The following is a 21,494-nucleotide window of genomic DNA, read 5'->3' as shown; positions in this document are numbered from 1 at the left end:
AGGTTCAGAGTGTTTCATGTTCAGGGAATGTCATCAATGGTAATTCTACGTGAATTTTTATACCACCTAAAGGTGATCTTTCCGCATGAATCGTTCCATCGTGCGCTTCGACGATATTATAACAAATTGCCAGCCCTAACCCTGAGCCACCGCTTGCACGATTGCGGGAAGATTCACAACGATAAAAACGCTCAAAAACATGTTGGCATTGCCCGGCAGTCAGTCCGGGAGCACTGTCTTGTAAATCCAATACCCATCTGTGTTGATTTGAATAAGCTTGAATAATTGTTTTTCCGTGCTCATTGGTATAGCGCAGGCTGTTTTCTAGCAAGTTTTGGAATAGCTGTATCAGTCGATCTGGATCAGCAAACAAAGTTACATTTTCTTTCAGGCTCAACGCCAAGGTGATTTGTTTATCAGCAAAACGACCTTGATAACCTGCCACAGAGAGTTGCAGTAATTCGCTGACCTTAACGGCTTCTTTTCTATAAGTCAGAGAGCCGCGATCGGAAAGTGATAATAAATGCAGGTCGTTGACCAATTTTGTTAAGGTCGTGACTTCCGTGAGTAGAGAATGGATAGTCTCTTGTGTCGGTTGCCGCACACCATCCTGCAAGGCTTCCAGTTCTCCACGCAGCACAGAAAGTGGGGTGCGCAATTCATGGGAAATATCCGCCATATAATCACGTCGCATCTGCTCATTTTTTTCCAGTGTACTGGCGAGCTGATTAAAATCTGACGCCAGCTTACCGATTTCATCTTGACTGGATGGAATAACGCGGACACTAAAATCACCAGCAGCAAGTTTGTGGGTTCCTTCTACCAAACGTTTGACTGGCCTTAAAAAGCCACGGGAGAGAAGAAAAGTCGCAATCAGTGCCAGTAAGGTGGAAAAACCAGCAATAATCCAACTGGTGAATTGTTGCTGGTGGGCGAAGCTAATATCGGCCTGACGCGTAATTTTGTCTGAAGTGCTGACAATGACCCAACCGACAACGTCATTTTGATAAGTGACAGGTTCACGGTAACTTTCTGCCGGAATGTCATTGGAATGACCTACCAAACGATTCATTTGAGTATCCACAACCCAGAACTGGGGACGCCAACCATGGGAAGTGGTTTTTTTATAGATATCACTATTTTGTTCAATAGTACGGATGATTTGAAAAATCATCCGATCATTTTGGGTTAGGAAACGCCAATCACCGTATTGCTGGTATTGTTCTGTCAACGCTTCTGCCAGCATCTTTGCCCGCATTTGGCTATTTTGTTTGATATAGCCAATAAAGCCGTGCTGGAAACTGAGGCGGACGCCCCAGTGCATAGTGACCAATACCAACATACAAGTGGCAAAAATCGCCAAAAATAACTTACTGCTGATACCTGTTTTTATCATGAATTTCCTGCGGATGCCGATGCGTGGGGCTGTTTGGTACGACGTCGCAGCCATTTTTCGCGCAGTCGGTCAAAGAACAAATATACAACAGGGGTGGTATATAGCGTAAGCAACTGGCTCATCACCAGTCCACCGACAATGGTGATACCCAATGGGAAACGCAGTTCAGCGCCGTCTCCGTTGCTCAGTACCAAAGGTAAAGCACCGAACAAAGCAGAAAGTGTCGTCATCATAATCGGCCGGAACCGCAATAAACAGGCTTGAAAGATCGCCTCTTGAGGACTGACATTACCGTTTCGTTGCGCTTCGAGGGCGAAATCCACCATGATGATGGCGTTTTTCTTAACAATTCCCACCAGCAGCATGATTCCAATCATCGCAATCAGGCTGAATGGCGTATTGAACAACTCCAGTGCTAATAATGCCCCTATTCCCGCAGAAGGCAGGGTAGACAGAATCGTCAATGGATGAAGATAACTTTCATACAAGACGCCCAGAACCAGATAAACTGTCACAATCGCGGCAAGGATCACAAACAATTGGGAGCGTTCACTCTGTTGGAAATCTTGTGCAGTGCCTGCAAATGAACTGCGAACTGACGAAGGAACACCGAGTTCTGTCATGGTTCTTTCTATTACAATGATTGCGTCAGACAACGTATAACCCGGCGCAACATCAAAACCGATAGTCGAAGAGGCAGAAAGCCCTTCGTGATAAACATCTAACGGGGCGTTAGCAGGACGCCAGTGAGCAAAATAGGAAAGCGGGATACGTTCCCCTTTGTTATTAATGACAAACATTTTCTCCAACGCCGTTGGGTCCTGATTGTATTGTGGTGCAACTTCCATCACCACCTTGTACTGATTTAACGGTTGGTAAATGGTAGAAACCTGCCGTTGTCCAAAGGCATTGTAGAGTAAGTTATTGGCATCAGCGACATTGATGCCTAAACGCGCCATTACATCACGATCATAGATAATCGCTACTTCTGCCCCTTTAGCCTCTTCGTCTTCATCTGAATTGACATCCACTAATTGCGGCTGTTTTTCCAATGCTTTTTTGACAATAGGACTCCATTTGCGCAGTTCGCCAAAATCATCGGACAGTAAATTAAACTGATAAGTGGATTTTGAACCACGTCCCCCGGATCTGAGATCCTGAACAGGAACTAAATGAAGACGTGCTCCTGCCTCATTGGTGAGCTTACTTCTTAAACGCGTTATCACTTGTTGGATACTTTCAGAACGCTCTTCCAGTGGTTTCAGGGAAATAAACATAACGCCAGTGTTAATGCTATCACCACCGGTAGATCCCACAACATTATCCACTGTTGGATCTTCATCAATGATCTGCATAAAGCGTTTCATTTTTTCACGCATAGCTTGAAATGAAATACTTTGATCCGCAACCACAAAGCCCAACATTTTTCCCGTATCTTGTTGAGGGAAAAATGTTTTCGGGATACTGATATAGAGCCAGATATTCAGAGCGATAATACCGACTAATGTAAGTAGTACCCAACGAGTATGATTGAGTATCCATTTCAGTGAACGGCCATAACTTTGCTGAATTTTCAGCAATACCTTACCGAAGCCTTGCTTTTGTCTCTGTGTTTTTAGCGGTGATGATTTGAGTAAATACGCGCACATCATTGGAGTCAATGTCAGTGAAACTAACAACGAAATTCCAATGGCGGTTGCCAGTGTGACAGCAAAATCCCGGAAAAGCCTGCCGAGTAGCTCATCGATCAACACGAGAGGAATGAATACGGCAATGAGTGACAGACTCATGGCAAGGACTGTGAATCCAACTTCCCTGACACCTTTGAGGGCGGCTTCCATTGGTTTCAACCCGGCATCCAGATGCCGGGAAATATTTTCCAGTACAACAATCGCATCATCAACAACAAATCCGGTGGCAATGGTTAGTGCCATCAGCGAAAGGTTGTTTAAACTGAAACCACATAAATATATAGCAGTAAAAGTGCCAATGAGTGATACCGGAACGGCAATTGCCGGAATCAATGTAGCCCGGCCTGAACGTAAAAACAGGAACACCACCAGAATGACCAAGGCAACCGCAATAGCAAGAGCTCTTTCTACTTCTTGCAGGGAAGCTTGGATAGCGGGTGAGCGATCCTGTGCGATGTTTAATTGAATACTGGCAGGCAGAGATTCTTGCAGGATAGGAAGTTGATCACGAATGCGTTGAACAGTTGCGATAATATTCGCACCGGCTTCACGGCGGATAATAATGACAATTGCAGATTTATTGCCGGACATCCCCGCTGCCCGGATATCCTCGACCGAATTTTTAACATTTGCGACATCCTGCAAACGAACCGGAGCGCCATTATTATAATGCACAATAATAGAGCGATAGCTGTCTGCTGTTTTCAATTCATCATTGGTATGCAGTTGCCAGTTTTGTTTATCTGAATCAACATAGCCTGTCGGGCGCCGGACATTGGCATCACTGATAGCATTGCTGACATCATTGAGAGAAACACCTTGATTGAAAAGGGCGTTAGGATTCAATTCAACACGTATAGCAGGTAATGAACTACCACCGACACTGACTTTACTGACGCCTTCTACCTGAGAAATTTTTTGAGCCAATCTGGTGGAAGCCAGATCATAGAGCTGCCCTTCACTATAACTGTCTGACGTGAGGGTTAATATCATGATCGGGGCGTCTGATAGATTGGCTTTATAATATACCGGTTTGTTTGGCATACCGGAGGGCAATAAGCTTTGCGCAGCATTGATGGCGGATTGAACGTCCCTTGCTGCGCCATTGATATCCCGATTGAGGTCGAACTCCAAATAAATAAAGGAGGTTCCCAACGAGCTGGTGGACCCCATCTCTTTTACCCCTGCAATCCTGCCTAACGCGCGTTCCAGAGGTGTCGTCACAGAGGACGCCATCGTTTCTGGTGACGCACCGGGCATAGAGGCATGGACTGTTATCACAGGAAAATCCACTTTTGGCAGCGGCGATACAGGCAACAAGATAAAACTGAGCGCACCACACAGAGTGATGGCTAAACTCAGCAATGTCGTGGCAACCGGCCGCTGGATAAATAGGGCGAAAAATTTCACAGCGGCTCCTGATGATTAACAGAGGGTTTATCAAGCCTGGTTTGATTATCTTTTTCAGCCTTCCGGTTCTTATTTTTCCGGTAACTATTTTTCCGGTAAGAATGTGCTAACTGATCAAAAAGTAGATAAATGACGGGAGTTGTAAACAAGGTCAGAATCTGGCTCATAATCAAACCGCCCACCATGCTGACACCCAATGGGCGACGCAGTTCCGCCCCGATACCGGTGCTGAGCATCAGAGGCAATGCGCCCAATAGTGCCGCCATTGTCGTCATCAATATCGGCCTGAAACGTAACAGACAGGCTTGATAAATAGCCTCATAGGGGGACATGCCTTTTTCACGCTCCGCTGCCAGAGCAAAATCGATCATCATGATGGCATTCTTCTTCACAATGCCGATTAAGAGAATGATCCCAATGATGGCGATAATATCTAATTCATATCCGCCCACCATCAAAGCCAGCAATGCGCCAACACCCGCAGTAGGCAAGGTTGACAAAATGGTAACTGGATGGATAAAACTTTCATACAGTATACCGAGCACGATATACATAGCGACGACAGCAGCTAGAATCAACCAAAGGGTATTGCTGAGGGCATCCTGGAATGCCAGCGTTGCCCCTTGAAATTGCGTGATAATATCTTTTGGCATTTGAATTGACCGTTCTGTCTCCTTGACGGCATTCACTGCGTCTTCAAGGGAAGCATTTTTCGTTGTGTTGAACGAAAAAGTGACAGAAGGGAATTGTTGCAAGTGATTGATAGATAAATTCCCAAGCCGTTGTTCAACAGTAGCAATGGCATTAAGTGGCACCATTTTTCCATCATTTCCGGTCAGATAAAGATCGTTGAACGCTTCCAGACCTGATGAATTTTTCGTATCTTGTTCAAGAATAATCCGATACTGATTTGACTGTGTGTAAATGGTCGAAATCAGGCGTTGGCCGAAAGCGTTATACAGCGCATTATCCACGGCAGCCATGGAGATCCCAAATCGGCTGGCCATATCACGATTCACATTGAGATAAGCGACAAGCCCTTTATCTTGCCAGTTGTGACCGATATCTACCAACTCTGGTCGCTGCTTCAGAGCACTTTGCAATTTTGGAACCCAGACAGCGAGTTCATCAAGAGAAGTTGCCTGCAATGTGAATTGGTATTGCGTACGGGATACTTGGGTGTCAATTGTCAAATCTTGTGTCGGTTGCAGGTACAACGTGACATCGGGTACTCCGGCAATACGTTTCTGTAGTCGTGGGATTACCTCGTCAACCCGGTCGTCACGTTGGCTGAGCGGTTTCAACGTAATCTGGAGACGTGCATTATTCAACGTTGAATTATTACCATCAACGCCGATAAATGTCGTGACATTATCCACCGCAGGATCTTGCAGTAACAGCGTAGTCACTTGCCGTTGTTTATCTGCCATCGCATTGAATGAAATGGATTGTGGAGCTTCTAGTGTGCCCTGAATCAACCCGTTGTCTTGCAAAGGGAAAAAACCTTTGGGGATCATGATATAGAGCAGGGCAGTCAGCGCTAACGTACCAAACGCAACGCTAAGGGTGATCCAAGGATGATTTAACACCCGTTTCAAAAAGACCGCATATATCGCAATCATGCGTTCAAAGAAATGTTCGCAAGCTTGTTCAAAGCGATTGTGTTTAATGTCTGCTTCGGATTTCAGCATTCTTGCGCACATCATTGGTGTTAGTGTCAATGACACAACCGCAGAAATTAAAATGGCGACAGCAAGAGTAATAGCGAATTCCCGGAACAGGCGGCCGACGATATCTCCCATAAACAGCAATGGGATCAATACAGCAATTAACGAAAAGGTCAGAGAAATAATAGTAAAGCCAATTTCTCCCGCTCCTTTTAATGCTGCCGCCAGAGGTTTTTCTCCCCGTTCAATATAACGGGAAATATTTTCTATAACGACAATCGCATCATCGACCACAAAGCCGGTTGCGATGGTTAATGCCATCAAGGTGAGGTTATTGACGGAAAAGCCGCAGAAATACATAACGGCAAACGTTCCCACCAATGAAAGCGGTACAGCAATACTGGGAATCAAGGTTGCCGTGGTATTGCGCAAGAACAGATAAATCACCATGACGACCAGCGCAATAGCCAGCAACAGTTCAAATTGAACATCCTTGACCGAATTGCGGATTGTAACAGTACGATCTGTCAGGACTTCCACATTGACTGATTTGGGCAGGCTGCTGATCAGCTCCGGCAGCATGACACGGATATTATCTGTAGTCTCGATAACATTCGCGCCGGGTTGGCGTTGAACATTAATGACAATAGCGGGTTTTTCATTAGCCCATGCGCCGAGTTTGTCATTTTCTGCCCCTTGTTCAATGCTCGCAACATCACTCAGGCGAATAGGGGAGCCATTTTTATAGGCAACGATTAGCTTGCGATAATCATCGACAGATTTCATCTGATCGTTGGAGGAAATCGTGATCGAACGTGTTGGCCCATCAAAACTGCCTTTCGCAGAATTGACATTGGCTTTCATGATAGCCGAACGAATCGTATCACTGTCTAAACCTTGTGCGGCGATGGCCTGTGCATTCAATTTCACCCGTACCGCAGGACGTTGCCCGCCAGCCAAGGTGACCAGACCCACGCCACTGACCTGAGAAATACGCTGAGCTACACGGGTTTCCACCATATCCTGCACTTGTGTCATAGGCAGGGCATCAGACGTTACGGCCAGCGTCAGAATAGGGGGATCAGCCGGGTTGACTTTGCTATAAATGGGGGGATAAGGCAAATCTTCCGGCAGTAGATTGCTGGCTGAATTAATGGCGGCCTGTACATCTTGCTCTGCTACATCCAATGGCAGTGAAAGCTGGAATACCAGCGTGATAACAGAGGCTCCCCCGGAACTTCTGGAAGACATCTGCTTTAAGCCGGACATTTGCCCGAACTGGCGTTCCAGCGGTGCTGTAACGGCAGATGTCATAACATCAGGATTGGCGCCGGGATAGAGCGTTACCACTTGAATAGTCGGATAATCCACTTGTGGCAACGCAGAAACAGGCAGCATCCGATAACCGATAAACCCGGCCAGCAATATCGCAATCATAAACAGTGTCGTGGCAACAGGACGCAAGATAAACAGGCGGGATGGTCCCCCACCTGGAATTGGAGAATCAGGTTGCATCAGGAATTCTCCACTTTACCGTTTGATTGCTCTGAGTTTTTTTGAACTTTATCGGTATCAGGTGACTCAACTGTCAAAGGTTTGACAATTTCAACCTTGGCACCGTCGGTCAGTTGGTCAATACCATCGGTGACAACCCGTTCGCCTGCGGACAAACCGCTGTTGATAACCACGAGTTGGCTGTTTTGCAAGCCCGTAATGACTTTATGCTTGCTGACTTTATTTTCTTTATCCACTTTCCAGACGAAGTTACCTGAATTGCCCATTTGTAACCCGGCTGTTGGGATCACAACGACATTATTCAGTGTGTCGACTTTTATCTGAATATTGACGAACTGATTAGGAAACAACACGTTGTCCTGATTATTAAATTGAGCCTTCATCTTAATCGTTCCAGTAGCGACATCAATTTGGTTATCAATACTGTGTAGTTTACCTTGTGCCAATTGTTGCTGATTATTGCGATCCCATGCAGTGACAGGCACATTTGCGTGATTTTTCTGGGCGTTTAATACGAAGCTGATATCATTTTCAGGCAGAGAAAACAGCACATCAATGGGATCGACTTGTGTAATGACAACAATCGGAGTACCACCTGCACCAGATATGTAATTACCGATATCAATACGTTTCAAACCAACACGACCGGAAATAGGCGCAGTAATGCGGCTGTAGTTCAATTGTAGTTTAGCTTCGTCAATATCTGATTGATCAGCTTTCAGACTGGCTTCGCTCTGACGCACCAAAGAAATTTGCTTATCCAGATCTTGCTGGGGGATAAGTTTATTCTTCACTAATTGTTGAAAGCGGATCAGATCTTGTTTGGCATTCGTTAATGTTGCCTGGTCTTTGGCATATTGTCCTTGGGCTCTTGCTAATTTGACCTGAAGAGGACGCGGATCAATTTCAGCCAGCAAGTCCCCTTTTTTGACATATTGGCCTTCATTGAAATGCAGATTTATTAACTGGCCTTCCACTTGGCTGGTGACCGTCACGGTATTTGCAGCCTGGACCGTCCCTAATCCTCTTAAATAATGGGGGACAGATTTTATTTCAGCCGTTGCTACTTGCACAGGCGATCGAACTTGCTTGATTTCATTTTGTTCTGATTCTGGATCCTGAGTCTGATCTGGTGTTGAAGGCGTGTTAAAGTATTTCCACGCAAAGAAAACCACTGCGACGATCACGGCTATAGCCGCAGCGAGTCGGAAAAAGTAGGAACGACTTTTGTTATTCATTTGCTCGACATTCTCTCAATGTTGTGGCGATAATCAATCGTGCCGCATCTTAATGCCAAATAGATGCAGAATATATTATTAGTGTAACCAGCTAGAATTAGTCAATAATGAAGAAAATATGGAGGTTATGTCAAAAAGATAATGTTTTTGATAGTGATTTTTCATGGAATTTGTGATGGGACCTCCAAAGAGGGGCAGAGAATTATGTTATGAACGATAAGCGTTCCTCTTTGCGATTAATTAACATAACTTTGTTCATCAAGTGTGCTGGTGTAGTACCAACTGAATGCGATATTGATATTCTGCTAATCTGATTGCCACTCAGGATCTTACTTATAGCAGGATAGGTTGTTAATTTTATGTATTCTGTACTATTGCGGATAAAAGTTAATAAACTGTATTTTTTTCATAGAGTTAATTTTTTACTTTATACATTGGTAATAAATATCAGGCTGGTCAGGAAAATGAAATGTTTGTATTAAAGTTACATCATTGATTCACAGAGAATAAAATGTTAACCATAGACCAATTGTATTGTAAAACCACAAGATAAATCATCACCATTATTAATGATGGCAATTTCGATAATGAAACATTAAATCTGAAATTTGACTTTTATCGTACAGCCCAATCTGGAGCACAGGAATTATATTATTCTATCGAATGTCGAGATGCGACAATTCTTGAGTTATCATCGAACTATCCTCACAGTGTTAACCATAAGGAAATATAACCAGAAAAAATTATTTCTATTAAATATAAAGACATTATTTACCGTCACCATATGGCGGGAACTTCTGGATATAGTGTCTGGGGCGACAGAATATATTAGTCATTGAGATAAACGCCGATTAAATCATCGGCGTTTTTACATAAGCCCAATTGTAATGGGTTGGGTAAAATAATATATGAAAGCACTTAAACCAAAAACAGCGTTGCTAATCCCAAAAAGATAAAGAACCCACCAGTATCGGTAATTGCTGTAATCATTACGCTGGAACCAATTGCAGGATCTCTTCCCAATTTCATCATGATAAATGGAATCAATACACCCATCAGGGCGGCCATCAATAGGTTCAGTATCATTGCCATTGTCATCACACCACCCATAGCCAGATCGCTGTAGAGTAAGTAAGTGACAACACCCATTATTCCACCCCAAATAATACCGTTGATTAAAGCAACGCCAAGTTCCCTCAATAACAGGTAAGTAAAACTACCGGTTTGGATTTGATGGAGTGCCAGCGCCCGGACGATCATCGTAATGGTTTGGTTGCCGGTGTTACCCCCAATCCCTGCCACAATAGGCATTAAAGTTGCGAGGGCAACAAGCTGGGAAATAGTATGTTCGAATAGCCCGATAACACGTGAAGCGACAAAAGCTGTACATAGGTTTATCGCGAGCCATGTCCAGCGAGTTTTGACAGCTTGCCCAACAGGAGCAAAAACGTCTTCTTCCCGGCTCAGGCCTCCCATGCGGCGGATGTTGGTATCCGTTTCTTCACTTAAAGTATCAACAATATCTTCAACGGTCAGACGGCCCATCAAACGCCCATTATTATCGACTACCGCAGCAGAGATTAAGTCATAACGTTCGAACGCACTGGCGGCATCTTCACCTTTTTGTTCTGGCGAGAAAGTCACGGTATCCGTATTCATCACTTCGGAAACCAATCTGTCCGGTGCCTTGGTCAGTAAGGTTGTGAGAGGAAGCTCCCCTTGAAGGCGGTTTTTACGGTCAATAACGAAGATCTTATCTGTAGTTTCGGGAATTGAGCCTCTGGAACGTAAAAAGCGTTGAACTGTGCTGAGCGTAATGCTTCCCCGTACTGTTACGAACTCAAAATCCATCATCTGGCCGATGCTGTCTTTATGGTACTGCAATACTTCGCGGATGCGGTTGCGTTGACTCGGTTCCAGATAAGTCAGTAAGCGGCGTGTGGTTTCACGCGGCAGATGCTCCGCAATGTAAGCTTGCTCATCCACATGCAGTGTACCAATAGCGCGCAGCAGCTTGACGTCAGACATATCTTTAATCAAGTTGTCCCAGATCGGGACAGAGGCTTCAACCAGAACTTCACCGCGCTGCTTATTGTCGATCAAACGCCACAAAGCAAGACGCTCATCATAGGGTAAAGCTTCCAGAATATCCGCAATGTCGGCAGCATGCAGGTCTGCCAGCAGGGTACTGACTTCCTCTATTTTCTCCAGTAGCTGTTCGTCGCTGATGGCTGAATGTTCATCAGCCTGGCCCAATAATTTATCGACAAATAGCTTGTCGTTAATGAATAACGAAAGTAAGCGTTGACGAACATGTGCCAGTTTTTGGGAATGCTGGTTGGCAACGGTTGCATTATCAGGTGTAAAGGCCGGCTGTAACATGATGTACCTTTAAGACAGAAAATAGGGCAAAAAACAGGGTAGTTACAATAACATAACCATAACATAATCAGGAGCATTGACTTTAAGTTAGCATAGTAACTACTTTATTTCTGGTCTACTAAGATATTCCACCGATTGCTGTTTTGTTTGCTTTTGCTGGTAATGCTCCAGAGCTGCAACGAATGAATAGATAAAACGCCCAAATAAAATCAGAAAGCTGATAAGCAGTATCAATTTTGTAATTTGAACAGTTTTCTTTTTCTTCTTCATAACGTGTATCGTTAAGTCGATTCCTCTTTAATGTGTAAATTCCAGCCTGTCACATCACTCCAATACTCTTGCTCTTTCTCTAAATCAAGCTGCATGAGGGCATTTTGCGTTAAATAATTGGCTGGCAGATAGAGTGTCCAATGACCATGATCAGTTTCCAGCCTCAGGGTTTCCGGTGTCGTGGTCGATTGGCGCTGATTATTCAACAGGGTTGCTAACCGCAATATCTTCAACATAGGAAGATACTGTTTTTTCTTGAACAGATAGAAACGGGGATGCTCATGTACTTTAATCGCCTTGCGATGATAACGTACCAGTGTTGCCAGTAACGATTGCTGTTCTTGGTTAAACCCCGGTAGATCGGTATTTTGCAGGATATAAGCGGAATGCCGTTGCAGCCCACTCAAATTGATACTTAAACCGACTTCGTGCAACATGGCAGCCCACAGCAGAATAGACTCCAGTTGTGGGTGCTCCCGCTTAGGATTTTGCTCTACCCATTGATCATAAAGGTTTTTGGCGGTGTTCCAGACCCGATCGGCTTGTTCCCGGTCAATATTGTAGTGTTCAGCAAGACTTTTGGCGGTTCTTTGACGAATATCTTGATGGCGGAAACGATCTTCCATTTCGTAAAGTACACCTTCCCTGAGCGCTCCTTGGGATAGACGCAATTCCTGAATATGCAGGGCGTCGAAAATACCACACAAGATTGAAAGGCCGGGAACAAAAGTTTGTTTGCGGTCATCAGAAAGCCCCGGCAGATCCAGCGAATCGAAATTTTTGTGTTTCAGAACCCGTTTTACCAGCATATTAAGGCGTTCTGGTGTAATCAAACCATCTTTTTCACCCAGTTCCACCAATAATTCGTGGATAGCTTTAATGGTTCCCGATGCTCCCAAGGCAAAATCCCAGTCTTTTGTGCGGAATTGCCAAACAAGGTTTTCCAGTTTTTGTGCGGCCTGAAGCCGCGCCTTGCGGAAATTATGCTCGTTGATTACACCCTCAGGAAAGAATTGACGGGCAAAACTGACGCAGCCCATGCGACGGCTTTCAATCAGAAGTGGTTCGAAATCTTCACCGATAACCAATTCCGTGGAGCCACCACCAATATCAATCACTAATTTTCGGCCTTTTTCTGGCTGAGTATGTTCAACGCCCATAAAAATCAGGCGGGCTTCTTCATGACCAGAAATAATTTCAATCGGGTAGGGAATAATTTCTTTTGCCCGTTTTAAAAACTCTTGTGCGTTAGTTGCTTCGCGTAAACTATGCGTTCCCACCAAACAGACATTATCTGCGGAAAAACCCTGCAATCGTTCGGCAAACAGAGAAAGGCAGCTCAAACCACGCTGGATAGCTTCTTCGCTTAATTCATTTTTGCTGTTTAAACCATCGGCAAGGTAAACCCGCTTCTTTAAACGTCCAATAACCTGTAATGCACCGTTTACAATACGGGCAATTACCATATGAAAGCTGTTGGAGCCTAAATCAATAGTCGCAATTTCTTGGGGTTTGGGTGTGGGAGTGTCGTGTTTCAACGGCATAAATCAGGCTCTGGGTTCCGGTTGTTCAAGGTGTTTCAGATAATCATAAACAGCAAGTTGCGCACGGATTTTACGCTTATTTCCTCGTGGAACATAGCGGTTGCTCAACTCTTTATCAATATAACGTGCCTTGACGGTATCACTGAACTGTAATTCGAGGATATCCAGAACCTGTTGTTTTAACATGGGTTCCAGCAGGCAAACTGCCACTTCAATGCGATAATCGATATTTCGTGTCATCCAGTCAGCAGAGGAGAGAAATATTTTCTCATCACCTTTATTGGCAAAAACATAAACGCGATCGTGTTCCAGAAAGCGATCGACAATACTGGTGACCTGAATATTTTCACTGAAACCCGGCTGGTTGGGAACTAAAGAACACATGCCACGTACCAGAATGCGAACTTTAACACCGGCTTCTGAGGCATCATACAGGCGATCCACCAGTTCCCTGTCAACTAAGTTATTGATTTTCAGGGTAATGCCGGCCACTTCACCCGCTTTGGCATTTTCGATTTCTTGAGTAATTAATCGGTTGAGCGTTGCCCGTGAGTTTTGGGGCGATACCATCAAATTATCAAATGTAACCGGACGATAAGGGTTTTCAATAAAGTTAAATACCCGACGAACTTCATTGGTGACTTCGGGTTTTGCGGTCAATAGAGAGTAATCGGTATATAACCGCGCTGTTTTTTCATTGAAATTCCCTGTACCAATATGGGCATAACGGATAATTTCATTTCCCTCAAGGCGCGAAATGATGAATAGCTTGGCGTGAATTTTCAGGCCAGGGGCGGAAAAAATAACATGGACGCCAGCTTCGGTCAGGCGTTTTGCCCAATGAATGTTGGCTTCTTCATCAAAACGTGCCTGTAGCTCCACTACGACAGTGACTTTCTTGCCGTTATGTGCCGCGTGGATCATGGAGTCGATAATGCGTGAGTCTTTTGCAACACGGTAGATATTAATCTTGATAGAGATCACGCTGGGATCGAAAGAAGCCTGCCGCAGTAATTCCAGTACATGTTCAAACGTGTGGTAAGGATAATAGAGCAGAACATCTTTTTCGCGAATAGCATCGAATCCGTTGCGGAAATGGTCGAACCAGGTATGGCGCAGCCGTGGCATGGGTTTGTTTAGTAAACTGCGGTTTCCTTCATTGGGAAATTTAATGAAATCTTTAAAATTATGATAGCGTCCGCCTGCAATGACGGAATCATCATTGGAAAGCCCTAGTTTACTGCGCAGCAAGTCCACCATTTCATCTGGCATATCACGTTGATAAACAAATCGTACCGGCTCTGCCGTCAACCTCTGTTTAAGCGTGGAGGACATCAATTCCAGAAGGCTGGATTCCATTTCTGTTGCCAAATCATATTCGGAATCACGAGTCATTTTCATGGAATAGACATTCAAAGTATCATAATCGAAGAACCCTTTGAAAATTTCATCCAGCGTGTAACGCAGAATATTATCAAGTAATATCATTGACTTGCGTCTGCGTGGCATTTCGGGAGGGAGGTTAACGAAACGAGGGACTTTATCCGATGGAATTTCCAGCAGGGCATATTGCGTTTCTTGACCACGGATAATTTCAACGGCCAAATAGGTATAGTCATCTTTGAGAAACTCAACCAGATTAGTTTCGGGATTGATGACAATGGGCGTAATGTGTGGGCGCAAATGTTGCCGAAAATATTGCCGTAGCCAGATTTGTTGATTCGGCGATATTTGCCGTTCATTGATCAAAAAAATCTGGTTGCGAGCCATTTCCAGTAGCAGCTCGTTATAGAGTTCATCGAACTCTTGATCGATTTTGGCGACTTTGGCCTCAATTTTTTTCAACAATTGGCGGGCGCTGGTGGCTGAACCCCGTTCCTCACTGATAAGAATTCGCCGTTTTACGTCAGCAAAACGAACTTTATAAAACTCATCCAGGTTATTGGAGTAGATCCCTAAGAACCTCATTCTTTCGATCAGCGGGTTACTTTTATCTGCCGCTTCCTGAAGTACACGTTCGTTGAAAGAGAGCCAGCTCAGTTCTTTTTCGGTATAGAGACGATCGTGGGACATTACTACTCCATTTGGTTTTCCATTTAATCTAATGGTCAGCGTTCAACCGGCTAAGTGTTTAACCGACTAAAATATCGGTCTGGGCTTCACAGGTTTTATTGGCAAAATAGTGGTGTTGGAATGTACACATCCTAATGGCTGTATGATAAGAGCCATTCACAAAAAATTCATCGATTAATTCGCCTTCGGTGTAGAATCCCAATTTATTGTATATGTGAATTGCCTTCGAATTTTCTTTATCAACAATTAAGTACAGCTTGTAAAGATTCAAGACAGCAAAAGCGTACTCCATCGCAAGTTTGGCAGCAACGGCAGCATAGCCTTGCCCTTGGTAGGCCGGGGCAATGATAATCTGGAATTCTGAGCGACGGTGGACATAATCAATTTCGACTAATTCGACTAACCCGACTTTGGAGTTCATGCTTTCGATAATAAAACGGCGTTCACTTTGGTCATGAATGTGCTTGTCATAAAGATCGCATAATTCAACAAAGGCTTCATAAGGCTCTTCAAACCAATAGCGCATGACACTGGCATTATTATCAATTTGATGAACAAAAGGGAGGTCTTCCCGCTCAAGGGGGCGCAAATTTACGGATGGTCTTTCTGGATCACTGGACATTGGATACCTCAGTGCTTCTTGCGGATTGTATGCCTTGCGAATTGTATAAATTCATTCTATACCCCTCAACTTTCTTCAAACGGTCGTCGCATTGCAAGGTGAAATCTATCGGGTACAAATATAGCTAATAATGTTCGAATAAATAATTATTACAAGATAAATAATTATTGTCGGGTTAATATTTTTAGTTGGATAGACAACCAGATTCTTTAGGCATGGAAGTATAATAGAAGTATAAAGGGATAGAGGCATAGAAATAGAAACCAATCCGAAACAGCAACTTACAGCAAAGTATTATCTTAATTACAGTATATTAACCAAAGTGAGTATTAACACTGAGCTGTAAGTCACGGGCTAATTATTCTGAGGCATAACCTTGTGGCGGTAAAACTTTGCCATCCATTACCGCTGTATTTCTTTCCATAGCTAAACGACCATTCAGGAACCAACCAATGACCAGAGGATAAATATTATGTTCTTGGGTCTGGACGCGTCCGATAACGTCTTCTTCCTTATCTCCATCAAAAATAGGTACTTTAGCTTGTAGAATGATTGGTCCGCCATCCAGCTCTTCTGTAACAAAATGGATGGAAGTGCCATGTTCTTTATCACCATTTGCAATGGCTTTCTGGTGAGTATGCAGGCCGGGATATTTTGGTAATAGGGAAGGGTGAATATTGAGCAGGCGTCCATAATAATGCCGGACGAAATCGGGCGATAAAATTCTCATATAACCTGCCAAAACAACTAAATCCGGCTGATATTGATCGATAGCCTTGAGCAGAGCAACATCATAACTGGTGCGATCAGTATATCCTTTTGGGTCAATAAAATGGGCTGGAATATTGGCCTGTTCAGCCCGTTTCAAACCATAGGCATCAGCATTATTACTGAAGACGGCAGAAATACTCCCATTAATCCGGTTTTGTTGGCAGGAATCTATGATGGATTGAAGATTGCTACCATTGCCGGATACTAAAACGACAATTTTTTTCATGGTTTCTCTTAGCTGAAGATTTCATTGACTGATATACCCTTTATCTTGCAAGTTGCAGTTTTATTGACTGCAACTTGCAATTTATTGGGAACAATATTTGTTTCTTTATAATTTATTTATTGATAACAACTGGTTGATCATCAGCGTTGAGTTCGGAAATTGTACCAATTTGCCAGGCATTTTCACCGGATGCTTTCAGATATGAAATGGCCTGTTCTGCCTGAGATTGAGGCAACGCAATTATCATACCTACCCCGCAGTTAAACGTGCGGTACATTTCATGTTCGCTGACATTGCCGGCTTGCTGTAGCCACGTGAAAATTGATGGCCACTGCCAACTGCCGGCATTGATTTTGGCTTGCATATTTTCTGGCAGGACGCGAGGAATATTCTCCCAAAAACCACCCCCTGTCAGGTGTGCAATTGCATGAACGTCAACTTTTTCAATCAATTCAAGGATTGATTTAACATAAATTTGCGTTGGGGCAAGCAGATGATCTGCGAGTGATTTTCCGTCAAGCTCAGTTATTTCAGGGTTTGCCTGACTGACTTCGAGTATTTTACGGATTAAAGAATAGCCGTTAGAATGTGGGCCACTGGATGCCAGCGCAATCAGTGCATCACCAACCTGAACCTGACTGCCATCAATAATCTCTGCTTTTTCAACGACGCCGACGCAAAAACCAGCGACGTCATAATCTTCACCGTGATACATACCAGGCATTTCTGCTGTTTCACCACCAACCAGCGCACAGCCTGCCTGTTTGCAGCCTTCGGCTATGCCTGTAATAACACTGGCTGCGGTATCCACATCCAATTTACCTGTAGCATAGTAATCAAGGAAGAAAAGAGGCTCTGCTCCCTGAACAACCAGATCATTGACACACATGGCGACCAGATCAATCCCGATGGTATCATGGCGTTTCAGATCCATGGCAAGGCGCAGCTTGGTACCAACACCATCTGTACCGGAAACCAACACCGGCTCACGATATTTCTGAGGCAGGGCACATAATGCACCGAAACCGCCCAATCCCCCCATTACTTCAGGGCGACGGGTCTGTTTTACGACACCTTTGATACGATTGACTAAGGCATTGCCAGCATCAATATCGACACCGGCATCTTTATAGCTAAGAGAGGTTTTGTTGGTCACTGCGTAGCTCCCAGATGGTTGCATTTTTATGAATAAAACATAACGGCAGCAATTCTAACAGCCTAAGCAAACGTTTGCGATAGCTTTATACAAGATTCCTGCTAAATGAAAATTAAAGAAAAATAGTTGTGGTTGATAAAAATCAATAGATTGATAGTGGCGTGCTGCTGAAAAGGCGGTATAATCCCGCGATTTTTTATCTGCCGGCTATATTAGGAGAAACCCATGAAGATCGTTGAGGTTAAACACCCACTGGTTAGACATAAACTTGGCCTGATGCGAGATCATGATATAAGCACTAAACGCTTTCGTGAACTGGCCTCAGAGGTGGGTAGTCTTCTGACATATGAAGCAACTGCTGATTTAGAAGTTGAGAAAGTAACCATTGATGGATGGTGCGGTCCGGTAGAAATAGACCAGATTAAAGGGAAGAAGATTACGGTAGTACCTATCCTGCGTGCGGGATTGGGCATGATGGATGGTGTACTGGAAAATATTCCGAGCGCGCGAATCAGCGTTGTCGGGGTGTATCGTGACGAAAAAACACTCGAACCTGTGCCTTACTTCCAGAAATTGGTTTCTGACATTAATGAGCGCATGGCATTGGTTGTTGATCCAATGTTGGCAACCGGCGGTTCCATGATCGCCACGATTGATCTGTTGAAAAAAGCAGGATGCCCTGTCATTAAGGTATTGGTTCTGGTAGCTGCTCCAGAAGGTGTCGCTGCACTGGAAAAAGCTCACCCGGATGTTGAACTTTACACTGCTTCAATTGATGAACGCCTCAATGAACATGGGTACATTGTTCCTGGCCTGGGGGATGCAGGCGATAAAATATTTGGTACTAAATAACATTTTTAGCCGACTGAAAAGTCGGCTTTTTTTGGTTTCTAGCAAGGTGAGATAAGAGGATATTAAACATGACCCGTCGGACTATTGGGGTAGACGAAAGACCGCCTTTGGCACAGACTATCCCATTAAGTTTACAACATCTGTTTGCTATGTTTGGGGCAACCGTTTTGGTTCCCATTTTGTTTAAAGTTAATCCCGCCACGATTTTATTGTTCAATGGTATTGGAACATTACTCTATTTGGTGATTTGTAAAGGGAGAATTCCCGCTTATTTAGGTTCAAGTTTTGCCTTTATTTCGCCTGTGTTGTTGCTGCTGCCTTTAGGATATGAATTGGCATTGGGGGGATTTATTGTCTGCGGCTTGTTGTTCTGTCTGGTTGCCCTGATTGTTAAGGTAGCAGGAAGAGGTTGGATCAACGTGATGTTTCCACCTGCCGCGATGGGCGCTATTGTTGCGGTAATCGGCCTGGAATTGGCTGGTGTTGCTGCGGATATGGCGGGTTTGCGTCCAGCGCCAGGTTCGGAAGTTAATATGACCAATTTGACCATATCTATGGTAACGCTGGCTGTAACCATTTTAGGATCTGTCGTATTCCGTGGTTTTATGGCGATTATTCCGATTCTGATTGGTGTGCTGGTGGGTTATGGGCTGTCATTCTTTATGGGCGTTGTAGATTTAACGCCAGTACGTGAAGCCCCATGGTTTGCATTGCCAACTTTCTATACACCTCGTTTTGAATGGTTTGCCATCATGACGATTTTACCGGCGGCGTTGGTGGTGATCGCGGAACATGTCGGGCATTTGGTGGTGACGGCTAATATCGTACAAAAAGATTTGCTGAAAAATCCGGGTTTGCATCGCTCAATGTTTGCGAATGGTTTTTCAACGATGATTTCGGGTTTCTTCGGTTCAACGCCTAACACGACTTATGGTGAGAATATCGGTGTTATGGCATTGACTCGTGTTTATAGTACATGGGTGATTGGGGGGGCTGCGGTGTTGGCGATATTGCTTTCTTGCGTCGGTAAATTAGCCGCGGCGATCCAAATGATCCCTGTTCCCGTTATGGGCGGTGTTTCTTTGTTGCTATACGGTGTCATTGGTGCATCAGGTATTCGAGTTTTGATTGATTCTAAAGTTGATTACAGTAAAGCACAGAATTTGATCCTGACTTCCATTATTTTGATTATTGGTGTCAGCGGGGCGAAGATTCAGATAGGTACAGCGGAATTGAAAGGGATGGCGCTTGCAACTGTCGTCGGTATTGGCCTGAGCCTGCTTTTCAAACTGATCAGCATTATTCGTCCAGAAGAGCAATATATTAATTCTTCTGTAAAATCGATTAAAAATGATAGAAAATGTGATGCAGTAGAATAAATAATATAATATAAATTAATAAAATGAGGGCTTTGTAAAAAGCCCTTTTTAATCTTTTTCTAATGTTATTTTGGTAATCTCTTTCTGTTACATTTCCATTACCATTATTAATATTTATCGTGTCTTATCTATATCAGGAAAACCCATATCAAGAAGTTCTTTTTTTTCTATTTCACTGATGTCATATGGGACCTTACATAAATCATTCCTTAATTTATTTAGTGTATTAATATTCCCTTTTCCATCAATAAAAGCTATATATGCTGGTTTAAATTTATCATATGGCAAAATCATATTGTAAACTTCTGGTCTCGTAGGGGAAAAAAATCCATCATATTTATTTGTTGCGGCATTGGCGTAATTTTTAGAACTTTCTGTTGCTACGAAAACACTTTCATTTTTCCATTGTTTCATTTTACGCTTCCATTGAAGAGGATAATCTTTTCCTTTACAGACAATTTCTGCCCAAGGATCACATATCCATGAATCCGGCAGGATGTGTGAAAATAGCCCTTTTCTGATAGCTAAAAAAACATCACTTTTTAAATGACTTATCGTGATAAAAGAGTGATCCTTAGGAAGTGTAGTTTCATATATGACGATATATATATTCTTTTCTGGATCGGGATCGATGGCCTTGTAAAGATTGAAAATTGCAAATGAATGCCATTTCATTAAATAATGAAAGGCATAAGTACAATGTTCACTACAATTTCCAACCAAGTTCATTTTGAATTTGCTTTCATTAATATATTGATATAGATGAGGAAGTCGTGAATCTCTGATATCGTTAAAACGTGTTTTACTAAGTTTATTTAATTGACTGGAAATAAGATGTTGCAGTTTAAGTGATATAGGATCTCCTTGATTATCTACCTTATCAAGGTTTCTCGTTTCAAAATTAAATTTATTGGCAGATCCTCCCATAAAAGTATTTTTTGTTCTTAGTATCACATCACGTAATATATTTTCCATTAACATATGAACCTCGGATAATAAAAATTTAAGATAAGTGCGTTAAAATTCGCCGTATTGTATTTTTACATTAGAATATCTGTTTGTCAGATATGAAATAAAATTTATGTTAGTAAAGAGTATCTCTGGTCAACCGGAAAAATGGATTTATTATAGGCGTCCTGTTATAAGGATTTTGTTCTGGAGCATGTTCTGATACTAATCTTCTGGTTACCGGAATACCAATATTAAAAAATAAATTTTTGCCATCCTGTTGGTTGTAAACTATCCATTTCATCGCTCGACTAACCTCGACAATAACCCCCTGTTTTAAACAAAGCATTCGTT

The 21,494-nt window shown here is 43.3% G+C and carries 14 protein-coding genes; 2 read left to right on the top strand and 12 right to left on the bottom strand.

Features of this window, described 5'->3' with window-relative positions:
- Positions 1-4 precede the first annotated feature (4 nt).
- The 11 genes from baeS to purM form a co-directional block, all read right to left on the bottom strand.
- On the bottom strand, positions 5-1,393 hold the full coding sequence (gene baeS / locus Xenpb_RS15400; RefSeq protein ID WP_187655148.1) for a two-component system sensor histidine kinase BaeS: 1,389 nt from the start codon (positions 1,391-1,393) through the stop codon (positions 5-7).
- Complete coding sequence (mdtC, locus tag Xenpb_RS15395) at positions 1,393-4,497, bottom strand: multidrug efflux RND transporter permease subunit MdtC (RefSeq protein WP_187655133.1); 3,105 nt, start codon at positions 4,495-4,497, stop codon at positions 1,393-1,395. The genes baeS and mdtC overlap by 1 nt, the downstream gene beginning before the upstream one ends.
- Positions 4,494-7,679 carry an MdtB/MuxB family multidrug efflux RND transporter permease subunit gene (locus Xenpb_RS15390; RefSeq protein ID WP_187655132.1) on the bottom strand — a complete coding sequence of 1,062 codons (3,186 nt, stop codon included), beginning with the start codon at positions 7,677-7,679 and terminating at the stop codon, positions 4,494-4,496. Before Xenpb_RS15390 ends, mdtC begins: the two co-directional genes overlap by 4 nt.
- The gene (locus tag Xenpb_RS15385; RefSeq protein ID WP_187655131.1) at positions 7,679-8,917 is read right to left on the bottom strand and encodes an MdtA/MuxA family multidrug efflux RND transporter periplasmic adaptor subunit; all 1,239 of its coding nucleotides are present in this window, start codon (positions 8,915-8,917) and stop codon (positions 7,679-7,681) included. The genes Xenpb_RS15390 and Xenpb_RS15385 overlap by 1 nt, the downstream gene beginning before the upstream one ends.
- Positions 8,918-9,835: 918 nt before the next feature.
- Positions 9,836-11,299 carry a magnesium transporter gene (gene mgtE, locus Xenpb_RS15380; protein ID WP_187655130.1) on the bottom strand — a complete coding sequence of 488 codons (1,464 nt, stop codon included), beginning with the start codon at positions 11,297-11,299 and terminating at the stop codon, positions 9,836-9,838.
- 99 nt (positions 11,300-11,398) lie between these two features.
- Positions 11,399-11,569 (bottom strand): YfgG family protein, encoded by a 171-nt coding sequence (locus tag Xenpb_RS20080; RefSeq protein ID WP_072061385.1) that lies wholly within the window; start codon positions 11,567-11,569, stop codon positions 11,399-11,401.
- Between the two features lie 11 nt (positions 11,570-11,580).
- Positions 11,581-13,113: an exopolyphosphatase gene (ppx, locus tag Xenpb_RS15375; protein WP_187655129.1), complete on the bottom strand. Its 1,533-nt coding sequence runs from the start codon at positions 13,111-13,113 to the stop codon at positions 11,581-11,583.
- Between the two features lie 3 nt (positions 13,114-13,116).
- Positions 13,117-15,186, bottom strand: coding sequence for a polyphosphate kinase 1 (gene ppk1 / locus Xenpb_RS15370; protein ID WP_187655128.1), 2,070 nt, complete (start codon positions 15,184-15,186; stop codon positions 13,117-13,119).
- 58 nt (positions 15,187-15,244) lie between these two features.
- The gene (gene speG / locus Xenpb_RS15365; RefSeq protein ID WP_187655127.1) at positions 15,245-15,808 is read right to left on the bottom strand and encodes a spermidine N1-acetyltransferase; all 564 of its coding nucleotides are present in this window, start codon (positions 15,806-15,808) and stop codon (positions 15,245-15,247) included.
- A 358-nt stretch (positions 15,809-16,166) separates the two neighbouring features.
- Positions 16,167-16,805: a phosphoribosylglycinamide formyltransferase gene (gene purN, locus Xenpb_RS15360; protein ID WP_187655126.1), complete on the bottom strand. Its 639-nt coding sequence runs from the start codon at positions 16,803-16,805 to the stop codon at positions 16,167-16,169.
- Between the two features lie 112 nt (positions 16,806-16,917).
- Entirely contained in the window at positions 16,918-17,961 is a 1,044-nt protein-coding gene (purM, locus tag Xenpb_RS15355) for a phosphoribosylformylglycinamidine cyclo-ligase (RefSeq protein WP_187655125.1), read from the bottom strand.
- 225 nt (positions 17,962-18,186) lie between these two features.
- Here purM and upp point away from each other — a divergent pair, with 225 nt between their 5' ends.
- Together upp and uraA are read left to right on the top strand one after the other, a co-directional pair.
- Complete coding sequence (gene upp / locus Xenpb_RS15350) at positions 18,187-18,813, top strand: uracil phosphoribosyltransferase (protein WP_187655124.1); 627 nt, start codon at positions 18,187-18,189, stop codon at positions 18,811-18,813.
- Between the two features lie 68 nt (positions 18,814-18,881).
- Positions 18,882-20,192, top strand: a complete 1,311-nt coding sequence (uraA, locus tag Xenpb_RS15345) for a uracil permease (protein ID WP_187655123.1) — start codon at positions 18,882-18,884, stop codon at positions 20,190-20,192.
- A gap of 114 nt (positions 20,193-20,306) precedes the next feature.
- Here uraA and Xenpb_RS15340 read toward each other — a convergent pair whose 3' ends face one another.
- Complete coding sequence (locus Xenpb_RS15340) at positions 20,307-21,167, bottom strand: hypothetical protein (RefSeq protein WP_187655122.1); 861 nt, start codon at positions 21,165-21,167, stop codon at positions 20,307-20,309.
- Positions 21,168-21,494: the final 327 nt, after the last annotated feature.

The sequence above is a fragment of the Xenorhabdus sp. PB62.4 genome, from assembly GCF_014467285.1.
In the GTDB taxonomy this organism is placed as follows: Bacteria; Pseudomonadota; Gammaproteobacteria; order Enterobacterales; family Enterobacteriaceae; genus Xenorhabdus.
The sequence above is the reverse complement of the archived record's forward strand: the minus strand, read 5'-3'. Positions and strand labels throughout refer to the sequence as shown.